This is a genomic window from Mesorhizobium sp. B2-5-11 (assembly GCF_006440835.1).
GTDB lineage: Bacteria > Pseudomonadota > Alphaproteobacteria > Rhizobiales > Rhizobiaceae > Mesorhizobium.
On the sequence record NZ_VFUK01000003.1, the window covers coordinates 93,803 to 112,059 of the forward strand.

Sequence of the window (18,257 nt, forward strand, 5' to 3'; positions counted from 1 at the left end):
GGAGACTCGGACTCAATGTTGCGGAAATCTTGGTTTTTGATCCGCCGTGAGAGGGGATGACGGGGAATGAAAAACAAGCATGTGGCCGTCCTGCTGGGTGGTTTCTCGTCCGAGCGGCCCGTGTCCCTGTCTTCGGGGAAGGCCTGTGCCGATGTGCTTGAGACGGAAGGCTATCAAGTCACGCGCGTCGATGTCGGGCGCGACGTCGGCTCCGTGCTTGCCGATCTCAGGCCCGATGTCGCCTTCAATGCGCTGCATGGTCCTTTTGGCGAGGACGGCACCATTCAGGGCATTCTCGAATATCTCGGCATTCCCTACACCCATTCCGGCGTGCTCGCCTCGGCGCTTGCGATGAACAAGGAGCAGTCGAAGAAAGTCGTGAAATTGGCCGGTGTCCCCGTCGCCGAATCGAAGGTCGCCAATCGCTTCGCCATTCAGAACAACCATCCGATGAAGCCGCCTTATGTGGTGAAGCCGGTCAATGAGGGGTCGAGCTTCGGCGTCGTGATCGTGCATGAGGGGCAGTCGCATCCGCCGCAGGTCATCGGCTCGTCCGAGTGGAAATATGGCGATACCGTCATGGTCGAGCGTTACATCCATGGGCGCGAGCTGACCTGTGCCGTCATGGGCGACGTGGCGCTTGGCGTCTGCGAGATCATCCCGACGGGCCATTCGTTCTATGACTACGATTCAAAATATGTCGCGGGCGGATCAAAACACGAATGCCCCGCAAAAGTTTCACCGAATATTTACCAAAAAATACAGACACTGGCGCTCAAGGCTCACCAAGCTGTCGGCTGTCGGGGCGTTTCCCGGTCGGACTTCCGTTATGACGATCGTCACTCCGAAAATGGCGAGGTTGTATGGCTCGAGGTCAATACCCAGCCGGGCATGACGCCGACGTCTCTGGTGCCTGAAATCGCCGCCCAGGCAGGGCATTCGTTCGGCGATCTGTTGAGTTGGATGGTGGAGGACGCTTCGTGTCTGCGTTGAAATGGGGGCAGGGCAAGGGGAAGGGCGTGGCCGGGCCGGCGCTGTTCAGCCTGCCATTGTCGTTCGACCATTTCGTGCTGCCGCGCGTGCTTCGCCGCCCGGTGCGTATCCTGGCGCGTCTGGGCGAGGGCGAATTCCAGGCGCCGCGCTTCTCCGCCGCGATCATGTCGGCAGTGCTCATTGCTTCGAGCGGCGCCTATGGCGCCTATCTCGGCGGTCATGCCGACGGCATCGTCCAGAGCATCACTGCCCGGACCGGCTTTGCCGTCGACCAGGTCAAGGTGGTCGGCAATCGCCAGACGTCCGAGATCGATATTCTCGACAGGCTCGAGCTCGATGGCTGGACGTCGCTGATCGGCTTCGATGCCGAGGCGGCGCGGGAACGCATCGCCACCTTGCCCTGGATCGAGGTCGCCGCGGTGCGCAAGGTCTATCCGCACACGTTGGAGGTGCGCGTCGAGGAGCGTCAGGCGTTCGCGCTTTGGCAGCAGGGCAGCGATCTCTCCGTCATCGAAAAAGACGGTGCCGTTATCGCGCCGTTCTCGGGTGGCAAGCAGGTGCTGCTGCCATTGCTGATCGGAGCCGGCGCGCCGGCCAAGGCGCCGGAATTCCTGGCGAAGATCGAAAAATACCCGGATCTCGCGACCCGCATCAGGGGCTATGTCCGTGTCGGCGATCGGCGCTGGGACCTGAAGCTCGACAACGGCATCACTGTCAAGCTTCCCGAGGATGGCGAGGATCAGGCACTCGCCGAACTCGTCGGCATGGACCATGACAAGGGGCTGTTGTCGCGCGACATCGCTGCCGTCGACATGCGGCTGTCCGACCGGCTGGTCGTGCAACTGACGCCGGAGGCGGCGACCCAGCGCGAAGCCGCGCTCAACGAGAAGCCGAAAATGCTGAAGCGCAAGCCGGAGACGAAGATATGAGCTGGCTTGGCGGTTCAGGCGATGCCTCTTCGCGCCGCTCCGGCACCTTGACGGTACTGGATGTCGGTTCGAACAAGGTCTGCTGCATGGTGGCGAAGCTGAAGCCGTGCGATGACGGCAAGCTGCTGCGCGGACGCTCGCACCGCATCCAGGTGATCGGCATCGGCCATCAGAAGTCGCAGGGCGTCAAATCGGGCGTCGTCATCGATCTCGATCGTGCCGAACATGCCATTCGTCTCTCCGTCGACGCCGCCGAGCGCATGGCCGGGCTGACGGTCGATTCGCTGATCGTGAACATGACCGCCGGCCGGCTGAAGAGCGAAGCTTTCTCGGCAACCATCAATCTCGGCGGCCATGAGGCCGACGAGGCCGACATCAAGCGGGTGCTCGGTGCCGGCGCCAAGCAGGCGCTGAAGACCGAGCGCGAGGTGGTCCATTCGCTCCCCGTCGGCTTCTCGCTCGACGCTGAGCGCGGCGTGCGCGATCCGCGCGGCATGGTCGGCGACACGCTTGGCGTCGACATGCATGTGCTGACCGGCGACGCCGCTCCGATGCGCAACCTGGAGCTCTCCATCAACCGCTCGCATCTTTCGGTCGAGCGCATGGTGGCGACGCCCTATGCCAGCGGGCTGGCGGCATTGGTCGACGACGAGCTGGAACTGGGCGCCGCCTGCATCGATATGGGCGGCGGCACGACGACGATCTCGGTGTTTTCGGAAGGCAAGTTCGTCCATGGCGACGCCATCGCCATCGGCGGCAACCACGTCACGCTGGACATGGCCAAGGGACTGTCCACCTCGCTCGATGCCGCCGAACGGCTGAAGGTGATGCACGGTTCGGCGTTGCCCGGCAGCGCCGATGACCGCGACCTGGTCTCGATCCAGCCGATCGGCGACGAGGGCGAAGTGCCGCTCCAGATTCCGCGCTCCGTCATGACGCGTATCGTGCGCGCCCGCATCGACGAGACGCTCGAGCTTTTGCGCGACCGGCTGAACAAGTCCGGCTACGGCAATGCGGTGGGCAAGCGCGTGGTGCTGACCGGCGGCGCCAGCCAGCTTGCCGGCCTGCCGGAAGCGGCGCGCCGCATCCTGGGGCGCAATGTGCGCATCGGCCGCCCGCTCGGCGTGGCGGGCCTGCCCGAAGCGGCGAAGGGGCCGGCCTTCTCGGCGGCCGTCGGTTTGTTGATCTATCCGCAGATGGCGAGCTTCGAGAGCCATCCGGCGAAAGGAATTTCCGGTCTCAGGATGACTGGAACAGGCGGAAAACTGCATCGCATGAGTCAGTGGTTGAGAGACAGTTTCTAATTGACGGGGACAGCCCCATAAGTGGCCGCGGCGGCGAAGCGGCAGGAAAGGCAAAGGACGGAGACAATGACCATCAATCTGCAAAAGCCGGACATCACCGAGCTTAAGCCACGCATCACCGTGTTCGGCGTCGGCGGCGGCGGCGGCAACGCCGTCAACAACATGATCACCGCCGGTCTGCGCGGCGTCGAGTTCGTTGTCGCTAACACCGACGCGCAGGCGCTGACCATGTCGAAAGCCGACCGGCTGATCCAGCTCGGCGCGCATGTCACCGAGGGGCTGGGCGCCGGATCCCAGCCTGAAGTGGGCCGCGCGGCAGCGGAAGAATGCATCGACGAGATCATCGATCACCTGTCCAACACCCATATGTGCTTCGTCACCGCGGGCATGGGCGGCGGCACGGGCACGGGAGCGGCGCCGGTCGTGGCGCGCGCCGCCCGCGAGAAGGGCATCCTCACTGTCGGCGTCGTCACCAAGCCGTTCCATTTCGAAGGCCAGCGCCGCATGAAGACGGCGGATTTCGGCATCGAGGAGCTGCAGAAATGCGTCGACACGCTGATCGTCATCCCTAACCAGAACCTGTTCCGGCTGGCCAATGACAAGACCACCTTCGCCGACGCGTTCGCCATGGCCGACCAGGTTCTCTATTCGGGTGTAGCCTGCATCACCGACCTGATGGTCAAGGAAGGCCTGATCAATCTCGACTTCGCCGACGTTCGTTCGGTGATGCGCGAGATGGGCAAGGCGATGATGGGCACCGGTGAGGCCTCGGGCGAGGGCCGCGCGATGGCGGCCGCGGAAGCCGCGATCGCCAACCCGCTGCTCGACGAGACCTCGATGAAGGGCGCCAAGGGCCTGCTGATCTCGATCACCGGCGGCCGCGACCTGACGCTGTTCGAAGTCGACGAAGCGGCGACCCGCATCCGCGAGGAGGTCGACCAGGACGCCAACATCATCCTGGGCGCCACTTTCGACGAGGAGCTCGAAGGCGTCATCCGCGTCTCGGTTGTGGCCACCGGCATCGACAAGTCGGCGGCCGAAATCGCCGCCGCGCCGATCTCGATCCGCACCGCGCCGCAGAAGCCGGCCGCCCGCCCGGCCGTTGCCGCGGCGGAAAGCCGCCCCGCGCCGGTCCAGCAGGCTGCGTTCGAACCGCGCGCCGCCGATCCGGTCGCGGAAGCGATCCAACTGGCCGAAGCAAACGCCGCGGCGATGGCGCAAGCCCGTCCGGCGCCGGTTGCCCATGCGGATGATTTCCGTCCGCAGAGCAAGATCTTCCAGGCTCCGCCGGCGCAGCCGCAACCGATGGTGCAGCCCGTGGTCCAGCAGATCCAGCCGGCGCCTCAGCCGCGCGAGATCCTGCGCGAAGTCCAGCAGCCGGTCGCGATGGCTCCCCAGCGCATGCCGCGCGTCGAGGACTTTCCGCCTGTCGTGAAGGCCGAGGTCGACGCCAAGAGCCGCCCGGCCGACCATGAGAACAGCGGACCGATGGGGCTCTTGAAGCGTCTGACCAACGGCCTGACGCGCCGCGAGGAAGAGCCTGCACGCCTGCAGCCGGCGCAGCCGCGCGAGCCCAAGCTGCGTCAGGCCGCACCGGAAGTGCGCCGTCTGGCAAGCCAGGACGCGCAGCTCTACGCGCCTCGTCGCGGCCAGCTCGACGACCAAGGCCGCCTGACGCCGCAGGCCAGGGCGACTCAGGAGGACGACCAGCTGGAAATTCCGGCGTTCCTGCGTCGCCAGGCCAACTGAGCGGTTAACGGGCTGTAACAATTGTTAACAGGCAAGCAAGGAATTGCTTGCCTGTTAACGTTTAAAAGAATGCAAATTCAAGCACTTAAGAGGCTATCCATATGTCGGTTGCGGTTACAAAGAGTAAGAAACCGTGATTTGGACTATCCCTGACGGGACATTATCTTCGCTGCCTACCGTCGTCGGTTTGCCGGGATTTCGGGGGAAGTGACCTGGCCTGCCGATTTTTACAAGAGAGCCGCGCCCCTCGGGCTGGAGAAGCGGACCTAGGCATTTTGGGCTTATGGGGATTGTCTTGCACGACTATCAGACGACAGTGAAGACGCGCGCGTCGCTTACGGGCACCGGCGTTCACAGCGGCAAGGAAGTTTCCATCAGCTTTCTCCCGGCGGATGCCGAGACCGGCATCGTTTTCCAGCTTTTTAGTGAGAACGGGCAAGGTCGCGAGTTCCGCGCCCTGTTTTCCGAGATCGGCGCAACCGATCTGTGCACCATGCTCGGTGACCCCTCTGGCGAGCACATCGCCACGGTCGAGCACATCATGGCGGCGCTGTTCGGGCTCGGCATCGACAATGTCATCATCGAGATCGACGGCCATGAGGTCCCTATCCTCGACGGCAGCGCCATGGCGTTCGTCGAGGCCATAGACCAGGCCGGCATCGAAACGCTGTCGGTCAAGCGGCGCTACATCCGGATCGTCAAGCCGGTCCGCATCGAGAACGGCGCCTCCTGGGCTGAGTTCAGGCCCTATGACGGCACCCGCTTCGAGGTCGAGATCGATTTCGAAAGCCCGGCGATCGGCCGGCAGCTGTTCGCGTCCGACATCAATGCGGACATTTTCCGCCGCGACATCGCGCGCGCCCGCACCTTCGGCTTCATGAAGGACGTCGAGCGGCTGTGGGCCGCCGGCTATGCGCTGGGATCCTCGCTTGAGAATTCGCTGGTCATCGGTGACGACAACCGCGTCATCAACATGGGCGGCTTGCGCTACCCCAACGAGTTCGTACGCCATAAGACGCTGGACGCCATGGGCGACCTGGCACTGGCCGGGGCCCGCTTCATCGGCTGCTTCCGCTCCTATCGTGGCGGCCATAGGCTGAATGCGGCCGCCTTGCGGCGCGTGCTGTCGGACCGTACCGCGTTCGAGATCGTCGAAACGACCCGCCGCGAGCGCGGCCGTGCGGCCGAGATGAGCGCCGTCAACGCGCCTCTCTATGCGCCCTGGATGATCTGAGTCGCCGCCACTTTCCGGATACCATCGCAGCTCGCTGGTGTTGCATGAATGCATCATTTGCCGGCGAAATCGCAGGGATGCTCCGGCGCGGCCCGGCCGCCACAAAAATGTTCGATTGCCTAGACATAGCGTTGCCGGGCAAGGCGGTTATGGTTTATGGCTGCTGCCGTCGATAGTGCATGTCGCCTGGAAGTGGGGACCAGTTTTGGGGAAACGATATGCAACAGGCACTGAAATAACGCCGAAAGGGCGCAATCCAATCATGTTCTTCAAGCGAGTCGGTCAATTGAAAGCGCCGCAGCGGTCCGTTTTCCTGGCGCTTTCGGTGGTTGTTCCATCGCTCTTCCTGTCTGCTTGCATGTCGTCGGAAAAAGATATCGACCTGTCGACCTATGTCGATCAGACCGAGCCGGCCGACGTTCTCTACAACCAAGGGCTCGCCAATCTGAATGCCGGACGCCTCGACGAGGCGAGCAAGAAGTTCGACGCGGTCGACCGCCAGCATCCTTATTCGGAGTGGGCCCGCAAATCGATGGTGATGGGCGCGTTCGCCGACTATCGCAAGGGCAGCTACGACGAAGCGATCTCGTCGGCCAAGCGTTATCTGACGCTGTATCCGTCAACGGATGACGCGGCTTATGCGCAGTACATCATCGGCCTTAGCTACTACCGCCAGATCAAGGACGTGACGCAGGATCAGAAGGAAGCGCGCCAGACCGTGCAGACCATGCAGGATCTCGTGACGCGCTGGCCTAATTCAGAATATGTCGATGACGCCAAGGAAAAGATCCGCTTCGCCAACGACCAACTCGCCGGCAAGGAGATGCAGATCGGCCGCTATTATCTCGAACGCCGCGAATACATCGCCGCGGTCAAGCGCTTTCGCAATGTGGTCGAGAATTATTCCAACACCCGGCATGTCGAGGAGGCGCTGGCGCGCCTGACCGAGAGCTATTATGCGATGGGCCTGACTTCGGAGGCGCAGACCGCTGCCGCCGTTCTCGGCACCAATTATCCCGACAGCCCATGGTACAAGGATTCCTACAAGCTCCTGCAGAGCAACGGGCTTGCGCCGCGCGAGAATGCCGGCTCGTGGATATCCAAGGCCGGGAAACTGATCACCGGCGCCTGATGCAGGCGTAACGATGCTTTCCAGGCTGTCGATCCGCGATATCGTCCTGATCGAGAAGCTGGATATCGACTTCCAGCCCGGTCTCTCGGTGCTGACGGGCGAGACCGGCGCCGGAAAATCCATCCTGCTCGACGCTCTGTCCTTGGCGCTTGGGGCTCGCGGTGACGCTTCCCTGGTGCGCCACGGCGCGGCACAGGGCCAGGTGATTGCCGTGTTCGACGTGCCGCGCAACCATCCGGTGCGCGCGTTGCTTGCCGAGAATGCCATCGAGGACGACGGCGACATCATCCTGCGCCGCTTGCAGACTGTGGACGGCCGCACCCGCGTCTTCGTCAACGATCAGCCGTCCAGCGTGACGCTGATGCGCGACGTCGGCCGCGCGCTGGTCGAGATCCACGGCCAGCATGACGAACGCGCCCTTGTCGATCCCGGCGCGCATCGCGACGTGCTCGACGCCTTCGGCGGCCATCTCGGCGCCGTCCGGTCGGCGGCCGAGGCCTGGCGGCACTGGCGCGCCTGCGAGCAGGAGCTCTCGCGCCATCGTGCCAAGGTGGCGGCGGCGGCGCGCGAAGCGGACTACCTGCGCGCAGCGGTCACGGAGCTGACCAAGCTCGATCCGCAGCCGGGTGAGGAGACTGAGCTTGCCGACTTGCGCGCCCACATGATGCGGGCCGAGAAGATCGCCTCCGAAATCCACGACGCGCAGGACGTGCTTTCGGGTCCATCCTCGCCCTTGCCGCAACTGGCCAGCCTGCTCAGGCGGTTGCAGCGCAAGGCCGGCGAGGCCCCCGGGCTGCTCGACGAAGTGGTCAAGTCGCTGGATGAGGCGATGCTGTCGCTCGACGCGGCGCAGTCGGGTGTCGAGGCGGCTTTGCGCGCCACCGAATATGATCCACAGCGGCTGGAAAAGGCGGAAGAGCGATTGTTTTCGCTGCGCGCGGCATCGCGCAAGCACAGCGTTGCCGTCGATGATTTGGCGCAATTGCGCGACACGATGGTTGCCGATCTTGCCGATCTCGATGCCGGCGAGGAGCGCCTTCATGGGCTGGAAAAGCAGGCGGCCGCAGCGCGCGAAGCCTATGATATCGCCGCCGCGCAGTTGTCCTCGCTTCGCCATGCCGCGGCGGTCGGGCTGACCAAGGCGGTGATGGCCGAACTGCCGGCGCTTAAGCTCGAACGCGCCGCCTTCATCGTCGAGATGAAGAGCGAGGCCGAGAGCCGCATGGAAGAGGGCATCGACCAGATCGAGTTCTGGGTGCGCACCAATCCCGGCACGCGACCCGGGCCGATGATGAAGGTTGCTTCCGGCGGCGAGCTTTCGCGCTTCCTACTGGCGCTGAAGGTGGCGCTGGCCGACCGGGGCTCGGCGCCAACGCTGGTCTTCGATGAAATCGACACAGGGGTGGGCGGCGCCGTCGCGGATGCCATCGGCCAGCGGCTGGCAAGATTGTCCAGGCGCGTGCAGGTGCTCTCGGTCACCCATGCGCCGCAGGTGGCGGCCCGCGCGGCGACGCACTTCCTGATCTCCAAGTCCGGCAGCACCGACAAGGTCGCGACCGGCATCGCCGAAATGGACCGGGCGGCGCGCCAGGAAGAGATCGCGCGCATGCTGGCCGGCGCCACCATCACCGACGAAGCGCGCGCGGCCGCCGAGAGATTGCTGCGGGAGAATACGGCGGCTGCCTGAAAGCTCGTTTCCCGTGAAGGCGAGTCAGGATATGGCTGCATCCTGCTGTTCAGGAATGATTTTTTCGCAGGCCGGCTCCCTCCTGCCAAATCCTGATTTATAGTGGCGCCCAACCAAAGTGCGCTGCGCCTTGGTTATTGTTTTGTGCATGTCGTTGCCCCAAAATCGCACCATATTTTGGGCGGCGTGCATTGGTCAGGGAAGCCGTGCGATGTCTGAAAGACCAGTCGATTCACTCAGTGAGAGCGAAGCCGAAGCGGAGCTGAAGCGCCTGGCGCAGGAGATCGCGGAGCACGACCGCCGCTACCATACCGAGGACGCGCCTGTTATCACCGACGCCGCCTATGATGCGCTGACCCGGCGCAACTTCGCCATCGAGCAGCGCTTTCCCGCCCTGGTGCGCGAGGATTCGCCATCGCGCAGGGTCGGTGCCGCGCCGGCGGAAGGCTTTGCCAAGGTGCGCCATGCCGTGCCCATGCTCAGCCTCGCCAAGGCCTATACCGACGAGGACGTCGCAGATTTCATCGAACGCGGCCGGCGCTTCTTCGACCGCGACAAGGATCTCGACATCGCCTTCACGGCCGAACCGAAGATCGACGGCCTGTCGGCCTCGCTGCGTTACGAGAACGGCGTGTTCGTGCAGGGCGCAACGCGCGGCGATGGCGCTGTCGGCGAAGACATCACCGCCAATCTGAGGACCATCGCCGATATTCCCGGCAGGCTGAAAGGCTCGGGCTGGCCCGAAATCATCGAGATACGCGGCGAGGTCTACATGACCTATGCGGAATTCGAGGCGCTGAAGCAACGCTCGGCGGCCGCCGGCGGCCAGGACTATGTCAATCCGCGCAATACGGCGGCTGGGTCGCTGCGCCAGAAGGATCCATCGGTCACCGCCAGCCGGAACCTCAAATTCTTTGCCTATGCCTGGGGCTACACGACAGCCGACCCCGCTCCGACACAATACGATTCGGTGCAGAAATTCGCGGAATGGGGCTTCAAAGTCAGCCCGCTGATGGTGCGGGCGAGGTCGGTCGGCGAGCTGATCGCGCATTATCACCGCATCGAGGAACAGCGTTCTTCCTTGGGCTACGACATCGACGGCGTCGTCTACAAGGTCGACCAACTGGAGTTGCAGCGCCGGTGGGGCTTCGTCACCGGCGAACCGCGCTGGGCCATCGCGCACAAATTTCCGGCCGAACAGGCGATGACGACCGTGCAGAAGATCGATATCCAGGTCGGGCGCACCGGCACGCTGGCGCCGGTAGCGAGGCTTGCGCCCGTGACAGTCGGGGGCGTCGTGGTCGAGAACGTCACGCTGCACAACGAAGACTATATCAAGGGTTTCGACAGCAACGGCCAGCCGATCCGCGACGGCATCGACGTGCGCATCGGCGACACCGTGGTGATCCAGCGGGCAGGGGATGTCATCCCGCAGATCGTCAGTGTCGTCGTCGACAAGCGTCCGCCGGATGCCGTGCCTTACGAATTCCCACATACTTGCCCGATCTGCGGCTCGCCGGCGACGCGCGAAATCAACGAGAAGACCGGCAAGGAGGATTCCCGCAGGCGTTGCACGGGCGAACTGATCTGCCCCGCGCAAGCCGTGGAAGGGCTGCGCCACTTCGTGTCGCGCGGGGCCATGGATATCGAGGGACTAGGCGCGGAAAACATCGACCTGTTCTTCAATGCGGGCCTGGTCAAGACGGCCGCCGACATCTTCACGCTCAGGGATCGGCGTCCCGCCGTCACCAAGGCGCTGGCCGAGCGGCGCGAGGAGCAGGCGAGGCAGCGCGAGGCGGCGTCGGGCAAGACGCGCAAGAACGTGCGCAGCGTCGAGGACCGCAACTATGAAGGGTTGGACAAGCTCTTTGCGGCGATCGATTCGCGCCGCGAACCCGAGCTCGACCGCTTCATCTTTGCGCTTGGGATCCGCCATATCGGCGAAACGACGGCGGCCGTGCTTGCCCGGACGTTTTCGACAATCGAGGAACTGATCCGCGTCGGCAAGGAGACCGCGGCGGCTGACGATCCGCATAGTGTCTTCCCGTCGATCAACGGCATCGGCGATACGGTGATCAACGCGCTGGCCGATTTCTTCGGCAATGAGCGCAATGACGACGTGCTTGAGGCGTTGCTTAAACAGGTCAGGCCGAAGCCGTATGTCGTCACCGTCTCGGCCGACAGCGTGGTCGCGGGCAAGACCGTCGTGTTCACGGGCTCGCTGGAAAAGATGACGCGTTCCGAAGCCAAGGCGATGGCCGAACGGCTGGGCGCGAAGGTGGCGGGCTCGGTTTCGGCCAAGACCGATCTGGTGGTGGCGGGGCCCGGCGCCGGCTCGAAACTCAAGCTTGCCAGTGAACTCGGCATCGAGGTCATAGACGAGGACGCGTGGCTGCAGCGGATCGGCAAGGCATGATGTCAGGCGAATTCAAGGGGTTCGGCCAGAAGGCTATTCCGTTCCTGAAGGCACTTGATTTCCACCAGAGTCGCGAGTGGTTCGTAGAGAATCGCGACCTGTTCGAACAGGAATTGCGCGATCCGCTGGGCGATCTGGTGGAGACGCTCACACGCCGTTTCGGCGAGGCCGGGCTCGGCCTCAAGGGCGACCGCAAGAAATCACTGTTCCGGATCAACCGGGACGTGCGCTTCGCCAAGGACAAGCGGCCTTACAACCGGCATCTGTCGGCGATCCTGTCGCCCGACGGCACCAAGATGGAGCAGGGCGTGTTCTATGTCCACGTCGGGCTGGAACGCTGCTTCGCCGACATTGCCTGGTGGCAGCCCGCCCCGGAACTGTTGCTCGCCATGCGCAAGGCCATCGCGGCAAGGCCCGACAGGTTCCGCGCCCTGGTGGCCGCCTTGAAGAAGAATGGTCTTGAGTTCGAGACGGAGGGCCGCATGAAGCGCACGCCGCGGGGCTTCGAGCATGTCGGTGATTCCGATCTGGCCGAGGCCATCCGCAACCGTCATTTCTACGTCCAGCATGTCATCGATCCGGCGGGGATCCACACGGCGGCGCTGGTCGACGAGCTGGTCGATTTCACCATGCGCGCCAAGCCGCTGCTCGATTGGGGGAGGGCGATCGAGGGCAAGATGGCGCAGGGCTAGGATTGGTCCTGGCAATCATTTCCGCTGATTGTTGGGCTCAACCGAATTCGTGTGACAAGGCGGGCCACGCTACCTAGATCAGGCCATTCTCCTGGGAGTTATCCATGGTGTCGGATGCAATTTCCGAGAACGGCGCAAAGAGCGATTTCTGGCAAGGCGTGCGGCTTTCCATGCCGGTCGTTGTGGCGTCGGCGCCGTTCGGGGTGCTGTTCGGGGCGCTGGCCGTCGACAATGGCTTCTCGGTGTTCGAAGCCTTCCTGATGAGTGCGATGATTTTCGGCGGCGCCAGCCAGATGGTCGGCATCGAGCTGTTCGGCCAGCATGTCGCGCCGTGGCTGATCGTGCTGTCAATCTTCGCCGTCAATTTTCGCCACGTGCTCTATTCGGCCGGTATCGGCCGGCGCATAGCGCACTGGCCTGTGGTCAGCCAAGCGCTCGGCTTCTTCATCCTCACCGATCCGCAATTCGCCGTCGCCGAGGCGAGGGCGCAATCCGGCGAGACGGTCGGCTTCGCCTGGTATCTCGGGCTCGGCCTGCCGGTCTATGTATTCTGGGTGATCGAAAGCGCGCTCGGCGCGGTGTTCGGCAAGCTCATCCCCGACACGCATGCGCTGGGCATCGATTTCCTGCTGCCGATCTATTTCCTTGGCCTGGTGATGGGCTTCCGCAAGCGGCCGTTGTGGCTGCCGGTGGTCGTCGCCAGTGCTTGCGCCTCGATCGTCGCCTACAAGACGGTAGGTTCGCCCTGGCACGTCTCGATCGGCGCCATCGCCGGCATGCTGCTGGCCGTCATCCTGCCGCCCCACCACTCAGGCGTGAAGGCACGGCCATGAGCACGACGTTCTGGATCATCATCGCCGGCGCGATCGCCACTTATCTTACGCGCATCGGCGGACATCTGGTCATCTCGCGCTTCGACAATATCCATCCGCGCGTCGAGGCCGGCCTCAACGCGGTGCCGGCGGCGGTGCTGACGACATTGGTGGCGCCGGAACTGTTGAATGCCGGACCGGCGGAATGGGCGGCGTTGGTTGTCACCGCTGTGGTTTCGCTGCGCGGCGGGCTGATGGCGATGTTTTTGGCTGGTGCGGCGATGCTGATCCTGGCGCGGCAGTTCGTGGGGTAGAGTTCCGGGCGCGATCGTTCGAACGCTGGCGCCGCCTTAGACGTACTCAAATCTTAGCGCCATGCGGTAACGGCGCCGTTGCCTTTTCCAGCCAGGCCAGCGTCTCGCCGTCGAGCATCGGCCCGATCTCGGCCAGCACGCGGGCGTGGTAGGTGTCGAGCCAATGCAGCTCGTCGCGGGTCAACAAATCCGAGCGCACCAGCCTGACGTCGATCGGCGCCAGGGTCAGCGTCTCGAAACCGTGCATGGCGATGTCGCCGCCGTCGATCTGCTCGGCCGGCGTCACCAGGATGAGGTTCTCGATGCGGATGCCGTAAGAACCTTCCTTGTAATAGCCCGGCTCGTTGGACAGCATCATGCCTTCGAGCAGCTTTTCGGTGCCCGTGCGGGCGATGCGTTGCGGGCCTTCGTGCACCGCCAGATAAGAGCCGACGCCATGGCCGGTGCCGTGGGCGAAGTCGCAGCCGTGCTTCCACAGCGCCATGCGGGCGACGGCGTCGATTTCCGAGCCGCGCGTGCCGGCGGGGAAACGCAGCGTGGAAATGCCGATCATGCCTTTCAGCACGAGCGTGAAGCGTTCGCGCATTTCCTCGGTCGGCTGGCCGATCGGCACGGTGCGGGTGATGTCGGTGGTGCCGTCCTGATATTGGGCGCCGGAATCGAGCAGGAACAGCTCGCCGGCCTGGAGCTTGCGGCTGGTGGCGCGTGAGACGCGGTAGTGCATGATGGCGCCATTCGGGCCGGCGCCCGAAATGGTGTCGAAGGAGACGTCGCGCAGCGGCATTTGCGTTTCCTCGCCGGTCTGCCGGCGCGTCTCTTCCAGCCGGGTGACGACCGCGATCTCGTCGAGCGAGCCGGGCTTCTGGCGGTCGAGCCAGCACAAAAGCTTCGCCACCGCCGCGCCATCGCGCCGATGCGCGGCGCGCGAGCCGTTGATCTCGGCCTGGTTCTTGGTGGCGCGCGGGATGCGGGCCGGGTCGGGAGCGGCAATCACCTCGCCGCCATTGTCCTCGACCAGCATGCGCAGCCTGTCGGCGGCCAAAACGGGGTCTAGCGCGATTTTCGCGCCGCTCTTGGCCAGCGCCACGACCGCGGCCTCGAATTCACCGGGCTCATGGGGCTCGGCAAGCTGGGTGAGATACGCCGCAACCTGGCGCGAGAATTTTCGGCTGTCCATGAATAGCCGGTGCCGTCCGTCGGCGGCGAGGACAGCGAAGCCGAGCGCCAGCGGCGTGTGCGGTACGTCGCCGCCACGGATGTTGAAGGCCCAGGCGATCGAGGAGGGATCCGTCAGCACCGCATGGGTGGCGCCCTCCTTGCCGATCGCCGCCGCCAGCCGCGCCAGCTTGTCCTTGGCGAGCTCGCCGGCAAAACCGATGGGATGGAGTTCGACGGGAGCGACCGGTGCATCCGGCTGATCCTTCCAGACGATGTCGATCGGGTTCGTCTCGAGCGGCACCAGCACGGCGCCGGTCTTTTCGGCCGAGGCCTGCAGCGCCTTGACCTCGCCGATCGTGTGCAGCCATGGATCGAAGCCGACCCGCGCGCCCTTGCCAAGGTTGTCCTTGAGCCAATTTGCAGGCGGATTGTCGACCAGGCTCTCGATCGAGAAGATACTGAGATCAACCTCGCCGCGCACCTGCAGCGTGTAGCGTCCGTCGACGAAGATGAAGGCGCGGTCGCGCAGGATGATGGCAACGCCGGCGGAGCCGCTGAAGCCGGTCAGCCATTTTAGCCGCGCCGAGCGGTCGGCGACATATTCGCCCTGATGCTCGTCGGCGCGGGGAACGACAAATCCATCCAGGCCGTTTTCCGCCAGCCATTGGCGCAGCAGCGCCACGCGCGGTCTGCCGACGGCCGGATTGCCAGCGGAATCAAAGGTCTGGAACATGGTGACGTCTCCCTCGGATAGTGCCCGACCGTAGCGCATGGAGCTGGAAACCGGAATCGATTTCAGCAGGGCCAGACGGGGCTGCGTCACCGTTTGAGATGGATCGTCACCCAGCCTTCGCGGTGCAGCGTTCTGACATGGCGAAAGCTCTGGCCGACATAGGCGGAGATCACCGCATCGCGCTGCCGGTCGAGGATGCCTGACAGCACCAGCGAGCCGCCGAGGCTGATGTGTCGCGCCATTTCCGGCGCAAGCCGCATCAGCGGCCGCGCCAATATGTTGGCGACGATCAGGTCGAAGGGCGCACGCCTGGCAAAGATCGGATGGTGGAATCCGGGCGCGGTCACCGTGTCCACCAGCGCCTTGACGTGGTTGAGCCGCGCATTGGCGGCGGCAACGCTTACGGCCACCGGATCGATGTCGGTCGCCAGCACGGGAATATGGAAGAGCTTGGCCACAGCGATGGCCAGCACCGCGCTGCCGGTGCCGAGGTCGAGCGCGTTGCGCGGCCGCTCGCGCCGCGTCACCTTTTCCAGCATTTCCAGGCATCCGGCGGTGGTGCCGTGGTGGCCGGTGCCGAAGGCCAGCCCCGCTTCGATCTCGATGGCAAGCTCGCCACTGTGGCGTTTGCGGCGATCATGCGCGCCATGCACGAAGAAACGGCCGGCACGCACCGGTTTCAGCCCTTCCAGCGACCGCGCCACCCAGTCGATATCGGGCAAGGTCTCGCGCTCGACCGGCCTGGACAGGGCTAGCCCTGCCAGAACGTCCTTCACCCGCGCCTCGACCGCATCGACATCGCCGTCGGCATAGAGAGAGACTTCATGAATGTCCGCGTCCTCATCGACCTCCAGCACGGCTATCGGCAAGCCTTCGTCCTCAAAGGCGGCATCGAGGGCGGCGAAAATTCTGGTGGATTCGATCTTGCCGGCGGTGAAATGGAGCCGCGTCTGGGTCATGGATTCGCATCAGCCCTTGGCCGCGAGGCGTTTGAGCTTTTCCACCGCGGTGTCGGCGCTTTCGCCATAGGCGATCGTGCCGGCGAAATCGCCCTTGCCGTTGAGCAGCAGCACCGAGGCGGTATGGTCCATCGTGTAGTCGCCGTCGCCGGTGTCGACCTTCTTCCAGTAGATGCCGAAGGACTTCGCCATGGCGTGGACTTTGTCCGGGTCGCCCGATATGCCGGTGATGCGGTCAGAGAAATTGCTGACATAGGCGTTCATGACCGCGGGGGTGTCGCGCTCCGGATCGACCGAGACGAAATAGGCATGCAGGTTCTTGCCATCGTCACCAAGCGTCTTCAGCCAGCCGGACAGTTCGAACAGCGTGGTCGGGCAGACCTCTGGGCAATGGGTGAAGCCGAAGAAGACGACGCTGGGGTGGCCCCGGAAGGCGGCTTCGGTGATCGGCGCGCCTTTCTGGTCGACCAGCGTAAAGGCGGCACCGAAAGGCTCGCCGCCATAGTGGCCGCGATACCAGTCGAAGGTCAGCCAGCCTATGCCGGCCGCCATCAGGACGAGAATGCCGACCAGTATTGAGCGCATCATCAGTAGGATTCCGTCTTGTAATTTCATCGGCATGCCGGCCATGGCCAGGCAGCCCTTGGTTCGGCGAACAGTCTTAGCGGTTCGACCGGGTACACGCAAAGGTGCCGCGTTGACGCAACCGGCCGTGACCTATCCCGGCGTTTTGATCGGGACCGGCGGCTTGCAATGCAATGTCCTTCGCCCCACCTGAGACCGGCAAACTCGAACCTCGGAGGCTATCTTGCAACGACTGATTGGGCGAAATCTGATCGGCGGCGCTCTGGCCGCGTGCCTTGTCCTTGGCGCCGGTGCCGCAGTCGCCGATGAAGTCGGCAAGGTCGGCGTCGACTGGCTCGGCAACGACATCATCGTCGAAGCGATCAAGGACCCGAAGGTGGACGGCGTCACCTGCCACGTGTCCTATTTCGACCGCGGCATCATCGACCGCCTGCACAAGGGCAACTGGTTCGAGGATCCTTCCGATTCCTCGATTTCGTGCCGCCAGACCGGTCCGATCACCATCGGCGACATCGACATGAGCGAAGGCGGCGAGGAGGTGTTCAAGCAAGGCATCAGCCTGATCTGGAAGAAGCAGGTGGTGAACCGCATCTACGACAAGGCCAACGAGACGCTGATCTACCTCTCGCATTCGCGCCAGGTGCAGAACGGCTCGGCCAAAATGTCGGTCACCACCGTGCCACTCTACGGCCAGAACGTGGTGTGGACCAAGGGCAAACCGAAATAGATGGATCCGTTTTTCCGTGCAATTGACCCGACCGACAATTGCTCCCGACTTGCGGGAGCTATTGCCCTGACGTAAAGCCGCCCGTATGGACCGTTCCGAAAATCTCGTGCTGAAAGATCCTGAGCCGCGTATCCATCCGACGGCGGAGCTGAAAGCATGCAAGCTCGGTCGCTACGCCTCGATCGGCGAGCGGGTGGTGCTGCGCGAAGTGAGCGTCGGCGATTTTTCCTATTTCGAGCGGCACGCCGAGGCGATTTACACGAACATCGGCAAATTCTGCTCGATTGCCGCCAACAGCCGCATCAATGCGCTGGATCATCCGATCGAGCGGCTGACCCAGCACAAGGTCAGCTACCGGCCCAACGAATATTTCCGCTGGCTGGGCGTCGATGCCGCATTCCGCGAACGGCGCCAGGCGAAGGCCGTGAGCATCGGCCATGACGTGTGGATCGGCCACGGCGCCGTCATCATGCCCGGCCTCACCATCGGCAATGGCGCCGTCATCGGTGCCAATGCCGTCGTCACGCATGACGTGCCGCCCTATACGATCGTCGCCGGGGTGCCGGCCAAGCCGCTTCGGCCGCGTTTCGCAGCCGATGTCGCGGCGCGGATCGAGGCTCTCGCCTGGTGGGACTGGCCGGTCGAAAAGCTCGCCAGCGCCGTTCCCGACATGCAGGCCATGACCATCGAGACCTTCCTGGACCGCTGGGAAAATCACGCCGCGTGAGTGACGCCGGCGCGGCTGAAGAGCACGCGCATTTGCGCCAAAGGCGCGCTTCAGGGAACCACTGTGCGAGCGCTCCGGACTGAACCCCTTCCGTCATGCGGGGGTG

16 protein-coding genes are annotated in these 18,257 nt (G+C 64.0%); 13 read left to right on the forward strand and 3 right to left on the reverse strand.

Features of this window, described 5'->3' with window-relative positions; genetic code table 11:
• Nucleotides 1–66 precede the first annotated feature (66 nt).
• The 11 genes from FJ490_RS11425 to FJ490_RS11475 all read left to right on the forward strand — a co-directional run bounded on the left by FJ490_RS11425 (nt 67) and on the right by FJ490_RS11475 (nt 13,262).
• On the forward strand, nt 67–993 hold the full coding sequence (locus tag FJ490_RS11425) for a D-alanine--D-alanine ligase (RefSeq protein WP_140495223.1): 927 nt from the start codon (nt 67–69) through the stop codon (nt 991–993).
• Nucleotides 981–1,922, forward strand: coding sequence for a cell division protein FtsQ/DivIB (locus tag FJ490_RS11430; protein ID WP_140495225.1), 942 nt, complete (start codon nt 981–983; stop codon nt 1,920–1,922). The genes FJ490_RS11425 and FJ490_RS11430 overlap by 13 nt, the downstream gene beginning before the upstream one ends.
• Entirely contained in the window at nt 1,919–3,226 is a 1,308-nt protein-coding gene (gene ftsA / locus FJ490_RS11435; RefSeq protein WP_140553117.1) for a cell division protein FtsA, read from the forward strand. Before FJ490_RS11430 ends, ftsA begins: the two co-directional genes overlap by 4 nt.
• Before the next feature lie 66 nt (nt 3,227–3,292).
• Nucleotides 3,293–4,975: a cell division protein FtsZ gene (gene ftsZ / locus FJ490_RS11440; RefSeq protein WP_140729184.1), complete on the forward strand. Its 1,683-nt coding sequence runs from the start codon at nt 3,293–3,295 to the stop codon at nt 4,973–4,975.
• Nucleotides 4,976–5,258: 283 nt separating this feature from the next.
• Complete coding sequence (gene lpxC, locus FJ490_RS11445) at nt 5,259–6,209, forward strand: UDP-3-O-acyl-N-acetylglucosamine deacetylase (protein WP_140580005.1); 951 nt, start codon at nt 5,259–5,261, stop codon at nt 6,207–6,209.
• Between the two features lie 262 nt (nt 6,210–6,471).
• Nucleotides 6,472–7,341, forward strand: coding sequence for an outer membrane protein assembly factor BamD (locus tag FJ490_RS11450; protein WP_140495233.1), 870 nt, complete (start codon nt 6,472–6,474; stop codon nt 7,339–7,341).
• 13 nt (nt 7,342–7,354) lie between these two features.
• The gene (recN, locus tag FJ490_RS11455) at nt 7,355–9,028 is read left to right on the forward strand and encodes a DNA repair protein RecN (protein ID WP_140495235.1); all 1,674 of its coding nucleotides are present in this window, start codon (nt 7,355–7,357) and stop codon (nt 9,026–9,028) included.
• A gap of 211 nt (nt 9,029–9,239) precedes the next feature.
• Entirely contained in the window at nt 9,240–11,444 is a 2,205-nt protein-coding gene (gene ligA, locus FJ490_RS11460) for an NAD-dependent DNA ligase LigA (RefSeq protein WP_140521206.1), read from the forward strand.
• Nucleotides 11,444–12,136: a TIGR02453 family protein gene (locus tag FJ490_RS11465; RefSeq protein ID WP_140729204.1), complete on the forward strand. Its 693-nt coding sequence runs from the start codon at nt 11,444–11,446 to the stop codon at nt 12,134–12,136. The genes ligA and FJ490_RS11465 overlap by 1 nt, the downstream gene beginning before the upstream one ends.
• A 104-nt stretch (nt 12,137–12,240) precedes the next feature.
• Nucleotides 12,241–12,969 (forward strand): AzlC family ABC transporter permease, encoded by a 729-nt coding sequence (locus FJ490_RS11470; RefSeq protein ID WP_140495239.1) that lies wholly within the window; start codon nt 12,241–12,243, stop codon nt 12,967–12,969.
• Nucleotides 12,966–13,262 (forward strand): AzlD family protein, encoded by a 297-nt coding sequence (locus tag FJ490_RS11475; protein WP_140495242.1) that lies wholly within the window; start codon nt 12,966–12,968, stop codon nt 13,260–13,262. Before FJ490_RS11470 ends, FJ490_RS11475 begins: the two co-directional genes overlap by 4 nt.
• Nucleotides 13,263–13,308: 46 nt before the next feature.
• On the opposite strand, the gene FJ490_RS11480 is transcribed toward FJ490_RS11475, so the two are convergent.
• From FJ490_RS11480 to FJ490_RS11490, 3 genes are all read right to left on the reverse strand, one after another.
• Complete coding sequence (locus FJ490_RS11480) at nt 13,309–15,153, reverse strand: aminopeptidase P family protein (RefSeq protein ID WP_140729183.1); 1,845 nt, start codon at nt 15,151–15,153, stop codon at nt 13,309–13,311.
• 86 nt (nt 15,154–15,239) lie between these two features.
• Entirely contained in the window at nt 15,240–16,112 is an 873-nt protein-coding gene (locus FJ490_RS11485) for a 50S ribosomal protein L11 methyltransferase (RefSeq protein WP_140729182.1), read from the reverse strand.
• Nucleotides 16,113–16,121: 9 nt separating this feature from the next.
• Complete coding sequence (locus FJ490_RS11490) at nt 16,122–16,700, reverse strand: SCO family protein (RefSeq protein ID WP_140495247.1); 579 nt, start codon at nt 16,698–16,700, stop codon at nt 16,122–16,124.
• A 220-nt stretch (nt 16,701–16,920) separates the two neighbouring features.
• On the opposite strand from FJ490_RS11490, the gene FJ490_RS11495 reads away from it, so the two are divergent.
• Both FJ490_RS11495 and FJ490_RS11500 read left to right on the forward strand, forming a co-directional pair.
• Nucleotides 16,921–17,424, forward strand: coding sequence for a CreA family protein (locus FJ490_RS11495; RefSeq protein ID WP_140630936.1), 504 nt, complete (start codon nt 16,921–16,923; stop codon nt 17,422–17,424).
• 85 nt (nt 17,425–17,509) lie between these two features.
• Nucleotides 17,510–18,151, forward strand: coding sequence for a DapH/DapD/GlmU-related protein (locus FJ490_RS11500; RefSeq protein WP_140729181.1), 642 nt, complete (start codon nt 17,510–17,512; stop codon nt 18,149–18,151).
• Nucleotides 18,152–18,257 lie beyond the last annotated feature (106 nt).

Excerpts from the sequence above, each read along its gene's own strand:
- FJ490_RS11425 (WP_140495223.1), top strand. The coding sequence starts at position 67 with ATGAAAAACAAGCATGTGGCCGTCCTGCTGGGTGGTTTCTCGTCCGAG.
- ftsA (WP_140553117.1), top strand. The coding sequence starts at position 1,919 with ATGAGCTGGCTTGGCGGTTCAGGCGATGCCTCTTCGCGCCGCTCCGGC.
- ftsZ (WP_140729184.1), top strand. The coding sequence starts at position 3,293 with ATGACCATCAATCTGCAAAAGCCGGACATCACCGAGCTTAAGCCACGC.
- lpxC (WP_140580005.1), top strand. The coding sequence starts at position 5,259 with ATGGGGATTGTCTTGCACGACTATCAGACGACAGTGAAGACGCGCGCG.
- FJ490_RS11450 (WP_140495233.1), top strand. The coding sequence starts at position 6,472 with ATGTTCTTCAAGCGAGTCGGTCAATTGAAAGCGCCGCAGCGGTCCGTT.
- recN (WP_140495235.1), top strand. The coding sequence starts at position 7,355 with ATGCTTTCCAGGCTGTCGATCCGCGATATCGTCCTGATCGAGAAGCTG.
- ligA (WP_140521206.1), top strand. The coding sequence starts at position 9,240 with ATGTCTGAAAGACCAGTCGATTCACTCAGTGAGAGCGAAGCCGAAGCG.
- FJ490_RS11465 (WP_140729204.1), top strand. The coding sequence starts at position 11,444 with ATGTCAGGCGAATTCAAGGGGTTCGGCCAGAAGGCTATTCCGTTCCTG.
- FJ490_RS11470 (WP_140495239.1), top strand. The coding sequence starts at position 12,241 with ATGGTGTCGGATGCAATTTCCGAGAACGGCGCAAAGAGCGATTTCTGG.
- FJ490_RS11475 (WP_140495242.1), top strand. The coding sequence starts at position 12,966 with ATGAGCACGACGTTCTGGATCATCATCGCCGGCGCGATCGCCACTTAT.
- FJ490_RS11480 (WP_140729183.1), bottom strand. The coding sequence starts at position 15,153 with ATGTTCCAGACCTTTGATTCCGCTGGCAATCCGGCCGTCGGCAGACCG.
- FJ490_RS11485 (WP_140729182.1), bottom strand. The coding sequence starts at position 16,112 with ATGACCCAGACGCGGCTCCATTTCACCGCCGGCAAGATCGAATCCACC.
- FJ490_RS11490 (WP_140495247.1), bottom strand. The coding sequence starts at position 16,700 with ATGATGCGCTCAATACTGGTCGGCATTCTCGTCCTGATGGCGGCCGGC.
- FJ490_RS11500 (WP_140729181.1), top strand. The coding sequence starts at position 17,510 with ATGGACCGTTCCGAAAATCTCGTGCTGAAAGATCCTGAGCCGCGTATC.